Annotated in this window: 19 protein-coding genes; 12 read left to right on the top strand and 7 right to left on the bottom strand. The window is 65.3% G+C overall.

Annotated features, from left to right (window positions below; genetic code table 11):
- Positions 1 to 57: 57 nt before the first annotated feature.
- Positions 58 to 915 (bottom strand): LysR substrate-binding domain-containing protein, encoded by an 858-nt coding sequence (locus AC0YKC_RS10925; RefSeq protein WP_488511058.1) that lies wholly within the window; start codon positions 913 to 915, stop codon positions 58 to 60.
- Between the two features lie 100 nt (positions 916 to 1,015).
- Here AC0YKC_RS10925 and AC0YKC_RS10930 point away from each other — a divergent pair, with 100 nt between their 5' ends.
- A complete protein-coding gene (locus AC0YKC_RS10930; protein WP_488511059.1) occupies positions 1,016 to 1,912 on the top strand; it encodes a DMT family transporter in 897 nt (298 codons plus the stop codon).
- A gap of 5 nt (positions 1,913 to 1,917) precedes the next feature.
- Here AC0YKC_RS10930 and AC0YKC_RS10935 read toward each other — a convergent pair whose 3' ends face one another.
- On the bottom strand, positions 1,918 to 2,529 hold the full coding sequence (locus AC0YKC_RS10935) for a thymidine kinase (RefSeq protein ID WP_320293340.1): 612 nt from the start codon (positions 2,527 to 2,529) through the stop codon (positions 1,918 to 1,920).
- Positions 2,530 to 2,761: 232 nt separating this feature from the next.
- Between AC0YKC_RS10935 and AC0YKC_RS10940 the strand changes: the two genes are divergently transcribed.
- The 5 genes from AC0YKC_RS10940 (at position 2,762) to AC0YKC_RS10960 (ending at position 9,213) form a co-directional block, all read left to right on the top strand.
- Positions 2,762 to 3,697, top strand: coding sequence for a choline ABC transporter substrate-binding protein (locus AC0YKC_RS10940; RefSeq protein ID WP_320293341.1), 936 nt, complete (start codon positions 2,762 to 2,764; stop codon positions 3,695 to 3,697).
- Positions 3,698 to 3,818: 121 nt separating this feature from the next.
- Complete coding sequence (choW, locus tag AC0YKC_RS10945; RefSeq protein WP_320293342.1) at positions 3,819 to 4,673, top strand: choline ABC transporter permease subunit; 855 nt, start codon at positions 3,819 to 3,821, stop codon at positions 4,671 to 4,673.
- A complete protein-coding gene (gene choV / locus AC0YKC_RS10950; protein ID WP_320293343.1) occupies positions 4,670 to 5,851 on the top strand; it encodes a choline ABC transporter ATP-binding protein in 1,182 nt (393 codons plus the stop codon). Before choW ends, choV begins: the two co-directional genes overlap by 4 nt.
- A 109-nt stretch (positions 5,852 to 5,960) precedes the next feature.
- Complete coding sequence (locus AC0YKC_RS10955; RefSeq protein WP_488511060.1) at positions 5,961 to 7,994, top strand: autotransporter family protein; 2,034 nt, start codon at positions 5,961 to 5,963, stop codon at positions 7,992 to 7,994.
- Positions 7,995 to 8,175: 181 nt separating this feature from the next.
- Positions 8,176 to 9,213, top strand: coding sequence for an MBL fold metallo-hydrolase (locus tag AC0YKC_RS10960; protein ID WP_320293345.1), 1,038 nt, complete (start codon positions 8,176 to 8,178; stop codon positions 9,211 to 9,213).
- 13 nt (positions 9,214 to 9,226) lie between these two features.
- Here the strand turns inward: AC0YKC_RS10960 and AC0YKC_RS10965 are convergent, their stop codons facing one another.
- The gene (locus tag AC0YKC_RS10965) at positions 9,227 to 11,296 is read right to left on the bottom strand and encodes a transcriptional regulator (RefSeq protein WP_488511061.1); all 2,070 of its coding nucleotides are present in this window, start codon (positions 11,294 to 11,296) and stop codon (positions 9,227 to 9,229) included.
- A 170-nt stretch (positions 11,297 to 11,466) separates the two neighbouring features.
- On the opposite strand from AC0YKC_RS10965, the gene AC0YKC_RS10970 reads away from it, so the two are divergent.
- Both AC0YKC_RS10970 and AC0YKC_RS10975 read left to right on the top strand, forming a co-directional pair.
- Positions 11,467 to 12,552, top strand: coding sequence for a PLP-dependent cysteine synthase family protein (locus AC0YKC_RS10970; protein WP_488511062.1), 1,086 nt, complete (start codon positions 11,467 to 11,469; stop codon positions 12,550 to 12,552).
- Positions 12,553 to 12,648: 96 nt separating this feature from the next.
- Positions 12,649 to 14,130, top strand: coding sequence for a pyridoxal phosphate-dependent decarboxylase family protein (locus AC0YKC_RS10975; RefSeq protein ID WP_488511063.1), 1,482 nt, complete (start codon positions 12,649 to 12,651; stop codon positions 14,128 to 14,130).
- Between the two features lie 21 nt (positions 14,131 to 14,151).
- Here the strand turns inward: AC0YKC_RS10975 and AC0YKC_RS10980 are convergent, their stop codons facing one another.
- The 3 genes from AC0YKC_RS10980 to AC0YKC_RS10990 all read right to left on the bottom strand — a co-directional run bounded on the left by AC0YKC_RS10980 (position 14,152) and on the right by AC0YKC_RS10990 (position 16,744).
- A complete protein-coding gene (locus AC0YKC_RS10980) occupies positions 14,152 to 14,526 on the bottom strand; it encodes a YciI family protein (RefSeq protein ID WP_320293349.1) in 375 nt (124 codons plus the stop codon).
- Positions 14,527 to 14,621: 95 nt separating this feature from the next.
- Entirely contained in the window at positions 14,622 to 16,031 is a 1,410-nt protein-coding gene (locus tag AC0YKC_RS10985) for an ATP-binding protein (RefSeq protein ID WP_320293350.1), read from the bottom strand.
- The gene (locus AC0YKC_RS10990) at positions 16,028 to 16,744 is read right to left on the bottom strand and encodes a response regulator transcription factor (protein WP_320293351.1); all 717 of its coding nucleotides are present in this window, start codon (positions 16,742 to 16,744) and stop codon (positions 16,028 to 16,030) included. Before AC0YKC_RS10990 ends, AC0YKC_RS10985 begins: the two co-directional genes overlap by 4 nt.
- Positions 16,745 to 16,980: 236 nt before the next feature.
- Between AC0YKC_RS10990 and AC0YKC_RS10995 the strand changes: the two genes are divergently transcribed.
- From AC0YKC_RS10995 to clpS, 4 genes are all read left to right on the top strand, one after another.
- Positions 16,981 to 17,322 carry a hypothetical protein gene (locus AC0YKC_RS10995; RefSeq protein ID WP_320293352.1) on the top strand — a complete coding sequence of 114 codons (342 nt, stop codon included), beginning with the start codon at positions 16,981 to 16,983 and terminating at the stop codon, positions 17,320 to 17,322.
- A 39-nt stretch (positions 17,323 to 17,361) separates the two neighbouring features.
- Positions 17,362 to 17,646 (top strand): hypothetical protein, encoded by a 285-nt coding sequence (locus AC0YKC_RS11000; RefSeq protein ID WP_488511064.1) that lies wholly within the window; start codon positions 17,362 to 17,364, stop codon positions 17,644 to 17,646.
- Between the two features lie 152 nt (positions 17,647 to 17,798).
- The gene (locus AC0YKC_RS11005; protein ID WP_320293354.1) at positions 17,799 to 18,143 is read left to right on the top strand and encodes a hypothetical protein; all 345 of its coding nucleotides are present in this window, start codon (positions 17,799 to 17,801) and stop codon (positions 18,141 to 18,143) included.
- A gap of 127 nt (positions 18,144 to 18,270) precedes the next feature.
- Positions 18,271 to 18,576 (top strand): ATP-dependent Clp protease adapter ClpS, encoded by a 306-nt coding sequence (gene clpS / locus AC0YKC_RS11010; protein WP_434725759.1) that lies wholly within the window; start codon positions 18,271 to 18,273, stop codon positions 18,574 to 18,576.
- Positions 18,577 to 18,620: 44 nt separating this feature from the next.
- Here clpS and AC0YKC_RS11015 read toward each other — a convergent pair whose 3' ends face one another.
- The gene (locus AC0YKC_RS11015; protein WP_488511065.1) at positions 18,621 to 20,708 is read right to left on the bottom strand and encodes a hypothetical protein; all 2,088 of its coding nucleotides are present in this window, start codon (positions 20,706 to 20,708) and stop codon (positions 18,621 to 18,623) included.
- Position 20,709: the final 1 nt, after the last annotated feature.

A 20,709-nucleotide genomic window follows, 5' to 3' on the forward strand; every position in this document is an offset into this window, starting at 1 on the left:
ATTGGCGCGACGCCAAAGATTGCGCGTGATCCGGCCGCCTCGTCCAGATAGCCGCAATCAAGCTTGTTGGGCCAGGTCGCGGCGCAGGAAGTCGTTCAGCCGCTCGACGGCCGGCGTCGTCGACAACGGGTTGCGCAAGATGCCGATCTCGAGGTCCGGCAGCACCGGCAGCCCTTCATTGGCGCCGATGATGCGCAGCGACGGAGGCACGCTTCGCTGCGCCAGGCCGGCGACCGCGAGCCCGGCCTGCACCACGGCGACGAGGCCAAGCAGGGAGGCGCTGGAATAGGTGCAGCGATAGGACCTGTCGGCATCGCCAAGCGCCTGCAGGACGTTCATCCGCGCCGCACAGCCCGGTTCGAACAGGGCGACGGGCAAGGGATCGGCCTGCCAGGCGACGTGGTTCGGCGAGGCGACCCAGACGAAGCGCTCCAGCCGGATCACGTCGAGCGGCTGGTCCGGCAGACGGGTGACGATCGCCAGGTCGAGCCGCCCTTCGGCCAGGGTTTTCACCAGGGCGGTCGATTGCTCGCAGACGAGCTCGACAGTTACCAGCGGGTGTTCCTCGGCAAAACGCGACAGCACCGGCGGCAGCAGAAAGGCGGCGTAGTCGTCCGGCACGCCGAGGCGAACGCTGCCGGTTTCCTTCGGGCGGGTGACGCTCGCCCAGGCCTCGTCGGAGAGTTTCAGCAGCCGGCGCGCATAGATGAGGAAATCCTCTCCGGCCGCGTTGGGCGTGACCGCTCTCGGCCCACGCACCAGAAGCTGGTTGCCCACCGTCTCTTCCAGCCTTTGCATCTGCATGCTGACCGCCGATTGGCTGCGGCCAACGCGAGGTGCTGCGCTGGACAGGCTGCCGCTTTCGACGACGGCGACGAAGGTCTTCAGCAGGTTGAGGTCGAGGGGAGCGGCCATGGTGCTATCAGCATATCGAATAGGTCATCACAAATCTATTCGCTTGCTTGAGATCGCTGCAAGTGGCCAGATGGATTTCGACCCGCCGGAGAGCCTTGCGATGAGAGGCATATCGATCGACCGTTTCCCCGCCGCGACGCTTGCGCTGGCAATGGTGATTGCCGGCACGGTCGGCGCCTTCGTGACGGAATCGGGACAGCATCCGGTCACCGTCGTCTTCTGGCGATGCGTGTTCGGCGCCATATTCCTGGCCGCATGGTGCCTGCTGCGCGGCTACCTGCCGGATCGGACGCTGGCCTTATCGCGGCTTGCCCTGGCGGCACTCGCCGGCGCTTGCATGGTGCTGAGCTGGACGGCCTTCTTCGCCGGCTTCGCCATGACATCGATCGCAACCACGACGATCGTCTACCATGTGCAGCCGTTCTTCGTGGTGCTGCTTGGCGTTGCCTTCCTCAAGGAACGCATCTCGCTCGACCAGGTTCTGTGGATGCTCGGCGCGTTCCTTGGCGTCGTGCTGGCCAGCGGCCTGGTCGTCACGCGGGACCATGCCGACCCGAAATGGGCGCTTGGCATCGCGCTCACGCTCGGCGCCGCCCTGCTTTACGCGGTGGCGACGATTCTCGCCAAGGGTCTCGGACGGCAGCGCGCCGAGGTCACGGTGCTTTGCCAGACGCTGGTCGGGGTCGTGATGCTCGGCCCGTTCGCCGATATCGGTCATCCCATGCCGCCGGCATCGTGGGGCTGGCTGGCCGGGATCGGCATCCTGCATACGGGCATCGCCTATGTGCTGATGAATTCGGCCTTCCCGCGCCTGACGACGCCGGTGATCGGCATCCTCACCTTCATCTATCCGGTCGTTGCCATCATCATCGACTGGGCTTTGTATGCGCACCCGCTCCGGCCTGCGCAGGCCGCCGGCATGGCGCTGATCGCGCTGGCGACACTCGGCGTTCGGCTTGGCTGGCGGTTTCCGACACGGCGCGTCTCGGCTGCCTGAAACCGTCAGGCCCGGACAAAGCCGATGAAGTCGTCTGGCGCGGCCCGACCCATCTCTTCTTCCCAATGCCTGCGGCAGAGCGAGACATAGACATCCTTGCCGATCGCAACCTGGTCGCCCTGTTTCGCTACCTTGCCGTCGGGCCCCAGGCGCACCACCATCGTCGCCTTGCGGCCGCAGCGGCAGATGGTGCGCACCTCGCGCAGGTCGTCGGCGATGGCGAGCAGCGCCCGCGAGCCGGAGAACAGATTGCCCTGGAAATCGGTCCGCAGGCCGTAGCACATGACCGGAATGCCCAGACGGTCGGCGATGCGGGCGAGCTGCCAGACCTGCTCTTCCTCGAGGAACTGCGCCTCGTCGACAAAGATGCAATGCACCGGAGCGTGTTGGTGATGCTCGGTGACCCTGGCGTAGAGGTCGTCGCCGTCTCTGAACATCTCGGCCTCGGATTCGAGACCGATGCGCGACGAGATCAGCCCGTTGTCGCCCTTGCGGTAGTGGCCGGCGACGAACAGCATCGTCGACATGCCGCGTTCGCGATAGTTGTAGGACGCTTGCAGGAGCATCGTCGTCTTGCCGGCGTTCATCGTCGCGTAGTGAAAGTAGAGCTTGGCCATGTCGCCCTTCTAAGCCCACATGTCGGCGCACGGGGAGGGGGCCCCCGGCTCCGTCCACCAAAAACTGGATGTCGTTCAAAACCCCGTCATGTCGCTTAATGACCAGCGCGCGCCGTTCATCGCGATGTCGAACCGCTTGAAACAACATCAAAATGGTGTTTGGCTGACGAAACAAGGCGGGCGCAAGAACCGTAACTTCGCATCGCCTCGGAATCTTAATGGGAGAAAGTTCATGTCGCGTATGAAATCTTTCGTCGCAGGCCTCGGCCTCGCGGCGCTTCTGTCCACGACCGCTGCTTATGCCGGCGACCCGGCGAGCTGTAAGGCGGTTCGGCTCTCCGATGTCGGCTGGACCGACATCCAGGCCACCACGGGGCTGGCCTCGGTGCTGCTCACCGCGCTCGGCTATGAGCCGCAGACGATCCAGCTCTCGGTGCCGGTGACCATGGCTTCGCTAAAGAACAAGGACCTCGACGTCTTCCTCGGCAACTGGATGCCGTCGATGACCAATGACATCAAGGACTACACCGCAGACGGCTCGGTCGAGACGATCAGCACCAACCTGACCGGCGCCGGCTACGGCATCGTCGTACCGACCTATGTCGCGGATGCCGGCGTCAAGTCGCTGACCGATCTCGGCAAGTTCAAGGATAAGTTCAACGGCAAGATCTACGGCATCGAGGCCGGCAATGACGGCAACCGCATCATCCTCGACATGATCAAGAACCCGAAGGACAATCTCGAAGGCTTCGAACTGGTCGAGTCGTCGGAAGCCGGCATGCTGACGCAGGCCGAGCAGTCGATGAAGAACAATGAGTGGATCGCCTTCCTCGGCTGGACGCCGCATCCGGTGATGGGCGCCATGAAGATCACCTATCTCGACGGCATGGGCGACAGCGGCTTCGGCGCCGCCACCGTCTACACCAATGTGCGCAAGGGCTACACCACCGAATGCCCGAACGCCGGCAAGTTCATCGCCAACCTGAAGTTCAATCTCGACATGGAAGGCGAGATGATGGACGCGATCCTGAAGGGCGGCGACGCCCAAACGGTGGCGAAAGACTGGCTGAAGAAGCATCCCGACGCCGTTGCGCCCTGGATTGCCGGCGTCACCACCTTCGACGGCGGCGACGCGGCGGCAGCCGTCAAGACCGCGCTCGGGAGCTGAGCCGGCTTTGAGTCCGGAATGATCATCCGGAAGAGGGCAGCCAGATAGAAAAGGCTGCCCTTTTTCTTATCCTGTGAGAAGATGACCGTACGGCAAGCGCGGCGAAGCCGAGAGGGGAAAGATGGATCCGATTTCGAAACTCCTGACCGACTACAAGATCCCCATCGGGCCGTGGGGCAAGGCCTTCTTCGGCTTCCTGACCGACAATTTCGACACCATCTTCCGGGCGTTTTCAAACGGGCTGAATTTTATCCTCGACGGGGCGGTGGACCTTCTGCTGATGGTGCCGCCAGTGCTTCTGGCGCTGGTCATCGCGATCATCGCCTGGCTGCTGCAGCGTTCGCGGCCGCTCGCCATCGGCGTCTTCCTCGGCCTGATCTTCATCATCAACCAGAACCTGTGGAAGCAGACGGTGCAGACACTGGTGCTGGTGGTTGCCGCCGCCGCCATGGCCATGGCCATCGGCGTGCCGCTTGGCATCTGGGCCGCGCACAAGCCGAAGGTCTACCGGGTCATGCTGCCGGTGCTCGACCTGATGCAGACGCTGCCGACCTTCGTCTACCTGATCCCGGTGCTGACGCTGTTTGGCCTCGGCAACGCGCCCGGCCTCATCGTCACCATCATCTTCGTCATCCCGACAGCCGTGCGCCTCACGCATCTCGGCGTGGTTTCGGTGCCCAAGGCGATCGTCGAAGCCGGTGAAGCCTTCGGCGCCACCAAGCGCCAGCTTCTGTGGAAGGTGGAGCTGCCGTCGGCGCTGCCGACCATCATGGCGGGCCTGACGCAATCGATCATGCTGTCGCTGTCGATGGTGGTGTTCGCCGCCCTGATCGGCGCCGGCGGCCTCGGCACCGAAATCAACCGCGCGCTCGGCTCGCGCCGCATCGATCTCGGGCTTGAGGCCGGACTTGCGATTGTCGTGCTCGCTATCGTGCTCGACCGGATGACCCGCATCGGCGTTGGAGGCAAGAAATGACCGTCGCGGTTGACTTCAAGAACGTCGATATCGTCTTCGGGGCCGATCAGGCCGGTTCGCTGGCGATGATCGACAAAGGCGCTACGCGTGCCGAGATACTCGAAAAGACCGGCAACGTGCTGGGTTGCGCCGGCGCCAGTCTCACCGTGCATGAGGGCGAGATCTCGGTGCTGATGGGCCTCTCCGGCTCCGGCAAGTCGACTCTGCTTCGGGCCGTCAACCGGCTGAACGTCGTGTCGCGCGGCCAGGTGCTGGTCAAGGACGGCGACCGCACCGTCGATGTCGTCACCTGCGACGAGGCGACCTTGCGGCGGCTGCGGCAGAAGCAGGTGGCCATGGTGTTCCAGCAGTTCGGCCTGCTGCCGTGGCGCACGGTCGAGGAAAATGTCGGCTTCGGGCTCGAGCTTGCAGGCGTGCCGGAGGCCGAACGCAAGGCGCGGGTGCAGAAGCAGCTGCAGTTGGTCCATCTTGACCAGTGGTCGAAAAAATACGCCCATGAGCTTTCGGGCGGCATGCAGCAGCGCGTCGGTCTCGCCCGGGCCTTCGCCACCGAGGCGCCGATCCTGTTGATGGACGAGCCGTTCTCTGCCCTCGACCCGCTGATCCGCACCAAGCTGCAGGATGAATTGCTGCAGCTCCAGGCCGAACTGAAGAAGACCATCATCTTCGTCAGCCACGACCTCGAGGAGGCGCTGAAGATCGGCAGCCACATCACGATCATGGAGGGCGGCCGCATCGTCCAGACCGGCGCGCCGGAAGACATCGTGCTGCGCCCCGCCAACGACTATGTCCGCGACTTCATCGCCAACGTTAACCCGCTGTCGGTGCTGACGGCGTGGAACGTGATGCGCGACCGGCGCGATCTTGAGCACGGCGAGGACGGCTGGGTGTGGCTTGACCGGCGCAAGACGACGCGCTTCAAGATCGACGAGCATGGCCTGGTGGCCGCGGCCGAGCGCGACGGCAAGCCGGCGGTGTGGGTCTCCTGCGCTGATGTCGAGCGCCAGCCGGAGGAGGGGGCCCAGGTGTTCTGGGCCAACCCCGGCACGCCGCTGAAGACGGTGATGCTCGCCATGCATCGCTCGCAGACGGCGCCGGTGGCGCTGTTCGACGAAGGCTCGCGTTTCGTCGGCTCGATCGGCATCCGCGACGTGCTGAGCGCGGTGCTGCGGCGGTAGGCTTCTTCGCGGGTCGTTCAGCCCCGTCCAGGCGTTTTGCCCGCGGCTTGTGTTTCGTCTCCTTCGAGTGCAGAATCCGTCTGTTGCGTGCCCATGCGCCGAGGGGGTGATGCCGACGTCGCGCACAGGGGGTTCAGGCGCGGTTGCGCTGTCGATTTTCGCCGGGGTCTCGCTTGCAAGCGGCGCGGCGCTTTGCCAGAGCTTTGTCATCGGCAATGGCGCCACTGCCGGCCAGCAGACGATGACGGGCGCCGGCGACACTGGCATCGTGGCTGCAAACGGGGTGATCGAGACATTCGGCGCCGGCATCGATGCGGTGCGGATGCTCAATTCGGGCCAGCGGCTCACCAATGACGGGTTGATTGCAACATTGGGCGGCGGTGCCGCCAATGTGCATTCGCAAGGCAGCGGCGCGACCATCCTCAACAACGGAGGCATCCTGGCGATAGGCGATGCCTCGATCGGCATCTTGTCGGAAGGCGGCAATGCGCACATCGTGAACGACGGCGCGATCGAAGCGCTTGGCGTCGCCACATACGGCATCATCAGCGATGCCGCCGGCGGGCACGTCGACAACAGTGGCTTTATCGGCGTCTCGGGCACGGCCGCCGCCGGCATCATCGGCGACGGACCCGATCTGGAGATAAACAACAGCGGCTCGATCGAGGCCTATGGGACCGCCGCCGCCGGAATCATCTGGCAGAGCAACGGTCTTCAACTGCAAAATTCCGGTTCGATCGTCGTGTCGGGGCTGGCTTCCGTCGGCATCGGCGCCAGCGGCAATGACATCGCAATTGCCAACAGCGGCACGGTCGATGTCTTCGGGACAGCCTCGACGGGCATCGGCACCCTGTTCGGCAACGCCACGATCAGCAATTCGGGTTCGGTCATCGTGGGGGGCGTGGGCGGTGTGGCAATCGCCGCCCAGGGCGGCAACTCCGTCATTACCAATTCCGGCCGCGTCTTCAGCGACCAGAGCGTGGCGATCTATTTCGGCGCGCCCGACGCGGTGCTGAATCTCTTGGGCGGGACGGCCATCCAGGGGCCGATCGTCTTTTCCGGCGGCGGCAACACCGTCACCTTCGGCCCCGGACTGAACGCCGTCCTGAGCTTTTCAGGAAGCGGCCTGCCACAAACCATCGTGACCGGCGGCAGGCCGTTCGTGACGAGCGGCGACAGCGTGGCGGTGGTGGACATCACCGGGATTGCCAGCAGCGGGCCGCTGGTCGAGGACCTCGTCGACGGCATAGAAGGTGTCGCCGAGGCGCGCATGTCCGCCCCAGGCGACGATTTGCCCGCGACGCATAGAGGTCCAGACGCCTGGATCTCGACATTCGGCGGGCTACGCTCCCAGGGCGGTTCCGGCGCATCGGCCGGGTTCAGCGAGGCGCTAGGCGGCGTGGTCGCCGGCGCCGAAAGGCGCTCGGGCGACGGCTTCCTCGGCGGCTTGTTCCTCGGAGGCGCCGCCGGATCGACCGAGGTCGACGGCGCCGCGCAGGAGATCGTCCACCGTGGTGTGTTTGCAGGCGGCTACCTCGGCTATGACGGAGGCGCGCATTTTGCCGAGGCGGCATTCGTCGCCGGCCTGCTCCAGGAACGCAGCCGCCGCCGTGTCGCGAACAATCTGGTGCTCGACGGCATCGAGACGGCGCGGGCGGATTTCAACGGCGTTTTCCTCAGCCCATCGGTCACGTTCGGCATGCGGCTCCCAGTCAAGGCCGGTACGCTAATACCCAGCGTGCGGCTGCGTTACGCCGGGCTGTTCTTCGACGATTATGCCGAGACCGGTTCGGACGGCGATCTCGCGGTCGCGCGGCGCAACGTCAACGTCTTCGAGGCGCGTGGCCAGCTCGCGCTGGCTTTGGAGCCCGTCAGCACACCGAGCCAAGCCTGGCAAACCATGCTTCGAGCGGGGATCGACGCGATAGCGCAAAGCAGCGACGACGTTTCGGCGACATTGCTCGGCCAGGACATCTCGTTTCCCGCCGGCGGCAAGAAATTTGTGATGCGCGGCTTTGCCGGCGCGGACATCGCCGCGGAGGTGGGCGCCGGAATGATGCTGAATGCCGGCTTCGAGGCGGGCTACGGCAGCGACAATGCCTTCACCGTCCGGGGCGTAGCTCGTCTCAGCAAGGCTTTTTGAGGAAGCTGCTCGACCGGCCGGCGCCACATTTAAAGGTGGCATTCCGTCGCTATGGGGAAGGCCGTCTACCGACCTATATATTTTTCGAAATCCATTCCGATTCCGGAAGCCTATGCAGTAGAATGTTGCTGCGGCCGTACGGACGACGTCCGGCAGTGAAAATGCAGCGGGGTATGCGACGATGATCTTCCGTCAACTCTTCGATTCCGTCTCGGGCACTTACTCCTATCTGCTGGCCAGCCGGCGCGGCGGCGAGGCGCTGATCATCGATCCGGTGCTGGAGAAGGTCGAGCGCTACCTGCAACTGGTCAACGAGCTGGATCTGAGGCTGGTGAAGGCCGTCGACACGCATCTTCATGCCGACCACATCACCGGCCTCGGCGCGTTGCGCGACAAGACGCATTGCGTGACCGTGATGGGTGAGCAGACCAAGGCCGACGTGGTTTCGATGCGGCTTGCCGACGGCGACAAGCTCGGCATCGAGGGGTTGGCGCTCGACGTCATCTACACGCCCGGCCACACCGACGATTCCTACAGCTTCATCCTGCCGGACCGGGTCTTCACCGGCGACACGCTGCTCATCCGCGGTACCGGCCGCACCGACTTCCAGAACGGCGATCCGCGCCAGCAATATGAATCGATCTTCGGCCGCCTCCTCAAATTGCCCGACGAGACGATGATTTTTCCGGCCCACGACTACAAGGGCGAGACCGTGTCGACGATCGGCGAGGAAAAGGCCTTCAACCCGCGCCTGCAGGTGAAGTCGGTCGACGAGTATGTGAACATCATGAACAATCTCAATCTGTCCAACCCGAAGATGATGGATGTGGCCGTGCCCGCCAACATGCGGGTCGGGCTGCATCAGGACGATATTGCCAGCCGCGGCTGGGCGGTGAGCGCCGAGCAGGCGCTGGCGCTGGTCGGGCGGCCCGACGTGGCGCTGATCGACCTGCGCGAGCAGACCGAACGCGAGCGGCACGGCGTCATTCCCGGCGCGATCCATCTGCCCTATGCGCGGCTGCAGGAAAACATCGCCGCCGGCGGCATGCTGCACGAGCTGGCGAAATCGACGAGCAAGCAGCTCCTGTTCTACTGCGCTTTCGGCGAGCGCTCGGCGATGGCGGTGCAAGCGGCGCAGGATGTCGGTATTGCCAGCGCCCGCCACATCCAGGGCGGCATCGACGCCTGGCGGAAGGCCAGCGGGCCGCTCATGCATTAGCGGATGGCTGGATTCAGTTCAGCCCGATCAGCTTTGCGCCGCTGCGGAAGAGGGCTTCTCCATCCCGATCGAAGCGGAAGGTGGCGATGAAATCGTCGGCGCGATAGTTCGGCAAGGTGTTGCGGATGGCGGCGGCAAAGGTGCGCGCTTCATCCTGCCGGCCTGCCAGCGCCAGGCAGTGGGCGGCAATCGCCAGGATGATGATATGGGCGTTTGGCCTCGCGGCCGCCTTCAGCGCCCATTCCGCGGCTTCGTTGTATTCGCCGAGACGGGCATGCGCCATGGCGCGCGCGCCCATCATGCCGAACAGCAATGGATCGAAGGGGCTCAGATGGCGCGAATGGTCGGACGAACCGATCGCCGATTGCGGGTCGCCCGACTGCGAATGGACGAAGGACAGCGCGTAGTGGCCGAGCGCGAAATTGGGGCTGAGGTCGACGGCGCTCGCCAGCTCCAGCAGCGCGCCGTCCTGCTCGCCACGCAGCCATAGCGCGCGGCCCATCGCCCAGTGGGCGGCGGGGTTGCGGTCATCGACGAGCAGGCTGTGCCCGGCGCTTTCGAAGGCAAGCGCGGTCTCGCGGTCGCGGTCGCCCCAGCGCTGGAAAGCATTCTGCCAGTGGGTGAAGGACATGCCGGCATAAGCGCGCGCGAAAGTGGGGTCGAGCTTCAGCGCTTCGCTGAAGAAGTGCTGCGCCAGCTCGTTTTCCTGGCGGGTGAAGCGGTACATGTGCCAGAGGCCGCGATGATAGGCCTCCCAGGCATTGAGTGAGTTTGGCGCTTTCAGCAATGCGCGGTTGCGCTCCACCGTCGCGATCTCGGCGGCGATGGAAGAGACGATGCTGTTGCCGATATCTTCGATGACGATGAAGATGTCGTCGGGCTTGTGCTCGAAGGTCTCGGCCCAGACGATCCGCGCCGTGCGGACCTCGACGAGTTCGACCGACACGATGAACCGGCCCGGCAGGCTGCGCACCGAGCCCGCCGCGACATAGTCGACATTCAACCTGCGCCCGGCGTCGTCCGGTGCAATGTTCTTCTCGGCGAGCGCGAAGACCGAGCCGCGGGCGATGACGAAGAAATCGCGCAGCTTGGCAAGCCGCGTGATGATGTCATGCGTGAGACCGTCGGCCAGCCCGCCGCGGAAGCCGCCAGCGCCGGCGCTCTCCGCAAACGGCATCACCGCGAGCGACGCCCGGCGCGTCGCCGCGGGCTCGGATTCGATCGCGGCGACGGGCGGCTCCGAGGCCGGAAAAGCCGGCCCGGATCGGGCGCATGGCGTTGCGCCGGCGTTCCGGGTTCTTATCTCATGCCACGCCTCGCGCAGCGGGGTGAAGTCCAGCTCTTCGGAGTGGAACAGCTCCGCCGCCGTGGCGAGATGCTCTTCGCCGGCGCCGATCTGTCCGCGCCGGGCCAGATTTTCCAGCAGCGCCACATGCGCGCGGCGGTCGAAGGGCGCGAGCTCCAGCCATCTGTCGATATAGGCGCCGGCCTCCTCGGCCCCCTGCGGGACAAGACCGATGATGTGCTCCAGGACGGCGACATGGCATGCGCTGAAACGGCGGCGCTGCGCCGTCAGCCAACTGCCGAAATGCGGGCTGCGATCGAGCTCGAGACCGTCGAGAAAGTCGCCGGCGAAATGCTGCGAGAGCGCCTCCAACCGCATGAGATCGAGCGTCTCGACACCTTCGGCCACGGCCGAGGCGGCATCCAGCGCGTCCACATGGACATCATCGAGGCGAAGCGACACCGTATCGCCATGGGTTTCGACCCGGCGTCGATCCGGGTCGTCAAGCGCGGCGCGCAACTTGCTCAGGCACCAGCGCAGCTCGCCGCGCGGATCGTTGGGCACGTCCCAGAGAAGTTCGCAAAGGCGGCCGCGGCTGACAGGGTGGGGCGCCAGCGCCAGATAGGCAAGCAGCGCGCGCAGCTTGCGCGACGACGGCAAGGTAACAGGCACCCCGTCGCGGGCAATCGCCAGTTGCCCGAGCAGCCTTACGGACAGGCCAACGGGGCCGTTCAGGCTCGATCGGGTGGATTCCACGTATGTTTCCACGCTTTCTCCAACGCTGGCCAGTTGGTCCATATTCTATCACCAAAGATGGCAGGAGGCAGCCGGCAGCCCCATTCCGTACCGGAACGCCGCCGTTGCCGCTTTTGCGGCAGATCAAGCAACCTATCGCGGCCAGGTGTCGAAACCGCGCCGCCAAAGCTGCCGGTCTGTAACCGGCACGTGAGGACATCGAGGAGAAAGCCATGTTGCATCAAGTGAAAATCAGAACCACGTCCGGGCGCGGCCGTCTGTTCGACAGCATTCTCGATACGGTCGGCGACACGCCGGTCATCCGCATCAACAATCTCGGGCCGGGCCACGCGACCATCTATGTGAAGGCCGAGTTCTTCAACCCGGCGGCTTCGGTCAAGGACCGGCTGGCGCTCAACATCATCGAGGAAGGCGAGCGCAGCGGCAAGTTGAAGCCCGGCCAGACGGTGGTCGAGGCGACGAGCGGCAACACCGGCATCGGCCTTGCCATGGTCTGCGCGCAGAAAGGCTATCCGCTGGTGGTGACGATGGCCGACAGCTTCTCCATCGAGCGCCGCAAGCTGATGCGCATGCTTGGCGCCAAGGTGGTGCTGACGCCGCGCGCCCAGAAAGGTTTCGGCATGTACAAGAAAGCGGTCGAGCTCGCCGAAGCCAATGGCTGGTTCCTGGCGCGCCAGTTCGAGACGGAAGCCAATGCCGCCATCCACGAAGCGACGACGGCGCGCGAGATCGTCAATGATTTCGCCGGGTCGCGGCTCGATTATCTCGTCACCGGCTACGGTACCGGTGGCACGGTTGCCGGCGTCGGCCGTGTGCTGCGCCGCGAGCGCCCGGAGGTGAAGATCGTGCTCGCCGAGCCGGCGAATGCCCAGTTGGTCGGCAGCGGCAAGCAGCAGGAGCGCGGCGCCGGCGGGGCGCCGGCCGCCAGCCATCCGGCTTTCGAGCCGCATCCGATCCAGGGCTGGACGCCGGACTTCATCCCGAATGTCCTGCAGGAGGCGATCGACCAGCGCTACTATGACGAGGTGGTGCCGATCCCCGGTCCCGAAGGCATCAAATGGGCGAAGGCGCTGGCGCAGCAGGAAGGCATCTTCACCGGTATCTCCGGCGGCGCCACCTTCGCCGTGGCGCGGCAGATCGCGGGTACGGCGCCGGCCGGCTCGGTCATCCTGTGCATGCTGCCCGACACCGGCGAGCGTTACATGTCGACGCCGCTCTTCGACGGCATCGAGGCCGAGATGGACGCGGAGGAAACGGCGCTGTCGCGCTCGACGCCAAGCGGTCGGTTCGACGCGTAAGCGCGCTCCGTAGCGTGGGTTTTCGGGTGGGGACGCCAGATTGATTGGCGCAACGTGACCCTGTTCAGGGTCACGTTTGTTGTGCGGGAGAGATCGATGGACGGCTTGCCGGAAACCATAGCGACTGAGGAAACACTGGATCCGAGGGACTGGGCCGATATGCAGGCTCTGTCGCGCCGGATCGTTGATGACGCCATCGGCTATCTCAAGGACGTTCGGGATCGTCCGCCCTGGCGCGAGATGCCAGCCGAGGTGCGGGCTTTCTTTTCGGCGCCGTTGCCGCGCGGGCCGGCACCGCTCGCCGATGTGTACGGCGACGTCGCCCGCAACGTGATGGCCTATCCGATGGGCAACATCCATCCGCGCTTCTGGTCCTGGTACATGGGCTCAAGCAATTTCACCGGCGCGCTCGGCGATTTTCTGGCGGCGATCCAGGGTTCGAACCTCGGCGGCGGCAACCACGCCGCCGGGCTGATGGACAGCCAGGTGGTCGACTGGTGCAAGGAGATGGTCGGCTTTCCTGCCTCGGCCAGCGGCACGCTGGTCAGCGGCGGTTCGATGGCCAACATCATCGGCCTCACCGTGGCGCGCAACGTCAAGGCGGGCGTCGACGTGCGCGAACGTGGCGTCGGCGCCATCCCCAGGCCGCTGCGTTTCTACGCCTCGGACCAGGTCCATTCCTGCCACCGCAAGGCGATGGAAGCGCTTGGCCTCGGCAACCGGGCGCTACGGCGGATCCCAACCGATGCCGGTTTGCGCATCGATATCGATGCGCTGAAGACGGCCATTGCGGAGGATCGCGAGGCGGGCTTCAAGCCGGCCTGCGTGATCGGCACCGCCGGTACCGTCAACACCGGGGCCGTCGACGATCTTCAGGCGCTGGCGAGGGCGGCTACCGAAGAGGACCTCTGGTTTCATGTCGACGGCTGCATCGGCGCGCTGATCGCGATCGCGCCCGAGAGCCGATCGCTCGTCGCCGGCATAGAGCAGGCGGATTCGATCGCGCTCGATCCGCACAAATGGCTGCACGCGCCGTTCGAGGCGGGCTGCGCGCTGGTGCGGGACGCGTCCGCCCATCGCAACACCTTCGCCGTCACGCCCGAATATCTGGAATCGGCGCCGCGCGGCCTCGCCTCCGGAGAATGGCTGTTCGATTACGGATTGCAGACATCGCGGGGTTTCCGCGCGTTGAAGATCTGGATGGCGCTGAAGGAGCATGGCGTCGAGAAATTCGGCCGGCTGATCGACCAGAACATCGCCCAGGCCCGCTACCTCACGCGGCTGGTCGAAGCGGAGCCGGCGCTCGAACTGATGGCGCCGACCACCATCAACATCGCCAGCTTCCGCCACCGGCTGGCCGGCGCGTCCGAAGAGCGCCTCAAGGCTTTCAACACCGAGATCATGCTGAGACTTCAGGAAGAGGGCATCGCCGTCCTGTCCGATACCACCGTGCGCGGCCGGCACTGCCTGAGGGTGGCAATCACCAACCACCGCACGCGCCGCGACGACCTCGACCTGCTGGTCGCAGAGATGCTCCGGCTTGGACGGGAAATCGGGGCTGCCGCGACACCAACGTGAGCCACGCGGCCGAGGCGTATTTCAACCGGCTGCCAGCGCGGCGCCGGGCAAATAGAGCATGATCGGCCGGATCTCGTAGACGGCGGTGGGATTGACGCGCTTGAGATCGCGCGCGGCGGCAATCGCCTCGTCCTGGTTCGCGCAGTCGAGGACATAGAGGCCGAGCAACTGTTCCTTGGTCTCGGCGAAGGGACCGTCGATCACCATGCCGTCGCCCGGACCGCGCAGCGTCACGGCATCGGCCGTCGCGCCCAGCCTCGCCGCCGGCCCGAGCTTGCCCTCCCGTGTCAGCCTGGTGTTGACCTCGAGCAGGTCCTTCATCAGCGCCGCGTCCTCATCTGGCGTCCAGGACTGGACGGTGTCTTCGACGTGATAGGCAAGGACGGCGTAGAACATGGGTGGATTTCCCTCGTAACCAGGCAGGCCGCACTATCACAAGGATGGTTCGACTGATCCAGTAGGGCCGACGGCGGACAGAGCCCGCTCCTGACTCAAGCTGCCACCGGCAGCCGCAGCTCCGTCAGCAGCCCGCCGCCGGGGTAGTTGGAAAGATTGACCTCGCCGCCGGCGCCGCGCGCTATGTTGCGGGCGATGGTCAGGCCGAGCCCCAGCCCGCCGGTGGTGCGGTTGCGCGATTCCTCCAGCCGCACGAAGGAGCCGAACACCGCGTCCAGTTTCGTCTGCGGGATGCCGGGGCCTTCGTCGCGGATCGAAAGCGTGATCGTGTCGCCCGATCGTCGCACGCCGAGATGCGCCTTCTTGCCGTAGGTCACCGCGTTCTGGATGAGATTGGTGACGCAGCGCCGCAGCGCCACCGGCCGTGCGACGCAAATCAGGCCGCGCGACGGGACCACGTCTTCGTCGAAGGATGCGCCGTCGAAGGAGTCCGCGACCGATTCCACCAGCGACCAGAAATCGATCCGCTCGGCCTTTTCCTCGGTCACCTCGAATTTGGCGAAGTCGATGACCGAGCTGGCGATGCCTTCGATGTCGGCGAGATCATGCGCCAGCGCCTCGCGCGCCGGCGACCTGCGCAACAGTTCCAGGCGCAGGCGCATTCGGGTCAGCGGCGTGCGCAGATCATGCGCCAGCGCCGCCGCGAGGTGCTCGCGGTCCTCGACATAATCGCGCAACCGCATCTGCATGGCGTTGATCGCCTTCGCGGCCGCACGAATCTCGCGGCTGCCGCTTTCGGCGATCGGCGGACTTTTCAGGTCGTTGCCGATGCGCGTCACCGCCGTCTCCATCATCCGGTAAGGCGCCGTCAGGCGGCGCAGCGACCAGATCGACATGATCACGATCAAGCCGGCGATCAGCGAGTAGAGCGGCAGGCTGTCGAGGCTGAGGATCGGCCCCGGCGGTGTGATCGGTTCGGTGAAATTCAACCACTGTCCGTCGGAAAAGCGCAACGAAGCGGTCAGCTTGTCGCTCTGCGCGAAATCCGCGCCCAGCACCAGCAGGTCGCGCTCGACCTGGCCGACATCCTTGTTCACCGCCTCACCGTCCGGGACGTCGGACTCCTGGGTGGCCGGATCGCGTCGCACACGCGCGTCGGTGATGCCGAATTTCGACAGGCGGCCGACCAGGATGTCCTCCAACTCGGCAAGCTGGTCGTCGCCGGCGATCGAAGAGGTGACGGCGGGCGTGTCCGAAACCGTCAGCGCGTAGGTCGAGTTGAACAGGCCGGACGCGGTCGCCTTGCGCTCTTCGGGCGTGGCGTCATGCATCAGCTGAACCAGCGAATAGGCGCGGTCGTTCAGCCGGTAGAGATCGACGACACCGTTTGAGGCGGCGCGGTCGCGGGCGACGATGTAAAGCGTCGCCACCTGGCTGATCATCAGGCCGGCTATGACGATGAGCAGCACCCAGGCAGGCAGGGTCTGCGGCAGGAAGCGTTTCATTCCGACGTCGTTTCGGGCAGGAACTGGTAGCCGCCGCTGCGCACGGTCAGGATCAGTTTCGGCGTCTTCGGATCGTCTTCCATCTTGCGGCGGAGCCGGCTCACCAGGATGTCGACGCTGCGGTCGAAACTATAGCCGGTGTCGCCGCCGGACAGCTCGATCAACTGCTCGCGGGTCAGCACGCGCTGCGCGCTCTTGACGAAGGTCTGCAGCAGGTTGAACTCCGCCATCGTCAGCTCCACCCGCACGTCGTCGGGCGCCGTCAGGCGGCGTCGCGCGCAATCCATGGTCCAGCCGGCAAAGCGGTAGACCTGCTTGGCGGTCGAGCGACGCGGCTCGGCGCTGCCGTTGCGGCGCAGCACGGCGCGGATGCGCGCCAGAAGCTCGCGCGGGTCGAAGGGCTTGGGCACGTAGTCATCGGCGCCCATTTCGAGGCCGACCACACGGTCGGTCGTTTCGGTGACCGCGGTCAGCATAATGATCGGCGTGGTGTAGTTGGCGCGGATCTCGCGGCAAAGCTCAAGTCCGCTTTTGCCGGGCAGCATCACGTCGAGGACGATCAGGTCCACCGGCGTTCGGCGCAGGACCGCTTCCATTTCCGTGCCGTCGCCGGCCACCGTCGTGTGCAGCCCGCGCTTCTGGAAGAACTCCTGCAGCAGGTCGCGTATGCCCTTGTCGTCGTCGACGATCAGTATGTGTGCGTCGGATTTCACTGGTGCCCTGTCATTTGTTGGCCAAGCAATCCCTTCGCCGACCACCCACACGATAGAATTCGGGCCACATCTTGGCCAGTGGCCGCGATCGGCGCAGCGGCCGGCTTCCCCAGAAACAATCCAGAAACAAAATTCTACAATCGGGAAAAACTGGTGAAAGATTTAAAGGCCATAACCGGTGCCGTGGCGGTCAGCGATGGCTGCGACGCAAGTTTCCGGAGTAACGGGCAAGACCAATGCAGAGGTTCTGGATCAGCGTGACGGGTGCTTTGCTCAGCATGTCGCTCATCACAGCAGCAGCCGGCACCTCGACCCCCGCGAAGGTCGCGACTCCCGCGAAGGTCGCGGCCACCGCAAAGGTTGCCCCACTCACCCGGACCGAGCGTTGCACCGATCTCAGCCGTCAAGTTGACGAAGCCCTCGAAACCCATGCCGCGGCAACGCAGGTCACCGCGGCGAAAGCACTGCAAAGAAAGGGAAACCGGTTCTGCGCCAACAAGAAGCAGGCGCAGGGTATCCGGATGCTCGCAAACGCTTTGAAGCTGCTTGGAGTGACACCGGTCGACCCAGATCAGTGACGCTCGACTCTCCGACCCGCACAAAAAGGAAGCTAAGCCATGAAAAAGACCCTTCTCTCCGCTCTCGGCCTCGGCGTCGCCCTGGCCTTCTCGATGCCGGCTCTCGGCAACGCCGCCGCCACCACGACCGCCGCTCCGGCCGCCGCCACCACCACCACGACGACGACTGCTCCGGCGACCGACGCGACCGCCAAGCCTGCTCCGAAGAAGGTAGCGACCAAGAAGGTCTGCAAGCCGACCAAGAAGCACAAGTGCCCGGCCCCGAAGAAGGCGCCGGCCGCGAAGCCGGCCGATGCGAAGCCGGCTGCCAAGAAGAAGCCCTGATCCAGGGCCCGGCGTCACGCTAGACGAAAGCCGCTCCAGCCGATTTCGGCGGGAGCGGCCTTCTGGCGGCACTAGCCCGAAACCGGCAGGTTCTCGCCTTATGCGGTCGATCCTTAACCCGATTGCAATGCCGGTGCTGTAGGACAATCCGCATGAAGAAGCGGTTCTCGTCCCTGATGCGTTTGCTGACCCTCGGTGGCCTGATCGCCACCGCGGCGGCACGATCGTTGATCATCTTTACCGCAAGCCCCGTGCCGGATCCCGCCAGCGGCAGGACCGAGCCCGAGCTCTTCGCTCCACTGATCTCTTCAAGCTTCGACTACATCACGCCGGCGCAGTCCTGGATTCTGCTCCTGCTGACCGGCGCGACCATGATCGGCTTTGTCGGCTGGATGTTCTTTGCCTTCAAGGAGCGCGGCTCCGGCATGAATGGCGACGCCGGTTCCGGCAGGTCCGGCGCCGCGATGCGCCGCCCGGTCGGGCGCCAGGGCCGTTGACCCACCGCTAGCGCTTCCCCACATAGGGTTGATCTTCCAGGGGCCGTGGTTATCCGCGCGCAATTGGACGTATGCTTTCCCGCGTGACAAAGTGAGAGCGAGAGCCCAGTTCTCGCTGCCGGATCCGATGCCCGAAACCGTCATCAAACCCCGCACCAAGACGCAGCCGAAGACCGAGCGGCCGAAGCTCTACAAGGTCATTCTCGTCAACGACGATTTCACGCCGCGCGAATTCGTCGTGACGGTGCTCAAGGGCGAATTCAAGCTGAGCGAAGACCAGGCGCACCGCGTCATGATCACGGCGCATACGCGCGGCGTGTGCGTGGTCGCGGTGTTCACCAAGGATGTCGCCGAGACCAAGGCGACGCGAGCGACCGATGCCGGCAAGGCCAAGGGCTATCCGCTGCTGTTCACCGTCGAGCCGGAAGAGTAGGGGGCTCGCTTTCCCTTCTCCCGCAAGGGGAGAAGGGAAAGGCGCTACCGCCCTTCGCGATACCACATCGAGCCGATGGCGAGCAGCAGCAGGCCGAGGCCGAGGAAGCCGCCGAACAGAGGCACGCGCGACACGGCCTTGAGCGTGCTGTCGTCGGTGGTGCGCAGGCCTATCCAGTCGTCGCCCGACGCGGCCGCCGAAGAGCGGACCGGGACGATCGACGGCAAGGTCACGCCGCCGGCTAGATTGCCGAGCGCCGACGACGGGGCCAGTCGTCGCACGCTGCCGCCGGTCGCTTCGGCAGGTGCTTTCAGCCGATCCTCGGTCGAGATCACGTCCGAGAATTCCGGCGCGTTGATCGGACCGACATGGGCGAGCGCGGTCAAGTCGCCATTGCCGATCTGGTAGAGGCCGATCTCGCCGGTCTGCAGGCTGCCGGTGAAGATGCCGGGCTCGGCTTTCTCGAGCTTCACCGTGACCGCCTTGCCGGACGGCGTGATGACCTGGGCCGGACCCGGATCGTCGCTCATGGTCTGGCGGCGGATCTCGAGCATCATGCCGCGGCCGTCGGCGGTCAGCCGTTCTTCTTCGAGCTCCGGCTCCTTCATCAGCCAATGGGCGATGCGGCGATAAAGCTGGACATGCGGACCGCCGCCCTCGAAGCCGCGCGCCCACAGCCAGCCCTGGTCGGAGAGCAGCATGCCGACACGACCTTCGCCCTTGCGGTCGAGCAGGAGCAGCGGCCGGTCGTCGGCGCCCTTCATCACCACCTCGCCTTCCGGATTCTTGACGCCGATGGTGCGGAACCAGCGGCTCCAATGCGGCGGCTCGCTCGCCGAACCGTCGAGCCCGCGCGTCACCGGATGGCGCTGGCCGAGATCGGTCAGGCGCGGATAGAAGGCCTTGTCCACCACTTCGCCGGTTGGCATGGCCGGCAACGCGGCGTTCAGCGGCGTGCGGGCAATGGAGTTTTCGCCTGCGTATTCGGGACCGGCGGCAATCAGCAGCGCGCCGCCCTTTTCGACATATTCGGAGATGTAGTCGTAATAGAGGATCGGCAGCACGTCGCGGTGCTGGTAGCGGTCGAAGATGATCAGGTCGAAATCCTTGATCTTCTCGACGAACAGCTCGCGCGTCGGGAAGGCGATCAGCGACAATTCGTTGATCGGCGTGCCGTCCTGCTTTTCCGGCGGGCGCAGGATGGTGAAGTGGACGAGATCGACCGACGCGTCCGACTTCAAAAGGTTGCGCCAGGTGCGCTCACCGGCATGCGGCTCGCCGGAGACCAGCAGCACGCGCAGATTCTCGCGGATGCCGTCGACCAGGGCAATCGCCCGGTTGTTGGCATCGGTCAGTTCGCCGGGCTCGCGGTCGATGCCGAGCTGGACGATGTTGCGGCCGGCATTGGGTATGGTGACAGAGAGCTTCATCGGCTGGCCGACGGTCGCGTGCTCGACCGAGACCTGCTCGCCATTGACCGAGACGCGCACGTCCACCGGAGCGCCGTCGCCTTCCGTCGAAATGACGCGATAGGTCATGTCGAGCGGCTTGCCGACGAGGCCGAAGCGCGGCGCGTTCTCGAAGCGGATGCGGCGGTCCTTCTCGTGCTCGTTGCCGGTGATCAGCGCGTGCAGCGGCGCGCTGAACTCCGGCGCGCCGGCGGGCGCATCATGCACCTCGCCGTCGGTTATCATGACCGCGCCGCCGATGCGCGACGGCGGCACGTCGCGGAAGGCGCCCTCCAGCGCGCTGAACAGCCTGGTTTCGGTGCGGTCGTCGGCGGCTTCGGACTTGCCGGCCTCGACGACACGGACATCGAATTGCTTGAAGCGGGCAAGACGGTCTTGCATTCCGGCCAGCGCCTCGTCGGTCTGCTTGGCGCGGTCGCCGATGTCCTGGCTCTGGCTGCGATCGACGATGAGGGCGACGACGCTCTTCAGCGCCTCGCGCTCCTCGGCGAGGAACACGGGGTTGAGCAATGCCGCGGCTAGCGCGAGCAGCGCGACGAAGCGCAATGCCGAGCCGCGTTGGCGGAACCACAGGCCGACCAGCGCCAGCAGCAGCAACGGCACGAAGAGCAGGCCGAAAAGCGGCCAGGAGACGAGCGGTTCGAAAGAGATCGACCAGTTCATG

This window comes from Mesorhizobium sp. CNPSo 4661, assembly GCF_057784215.1.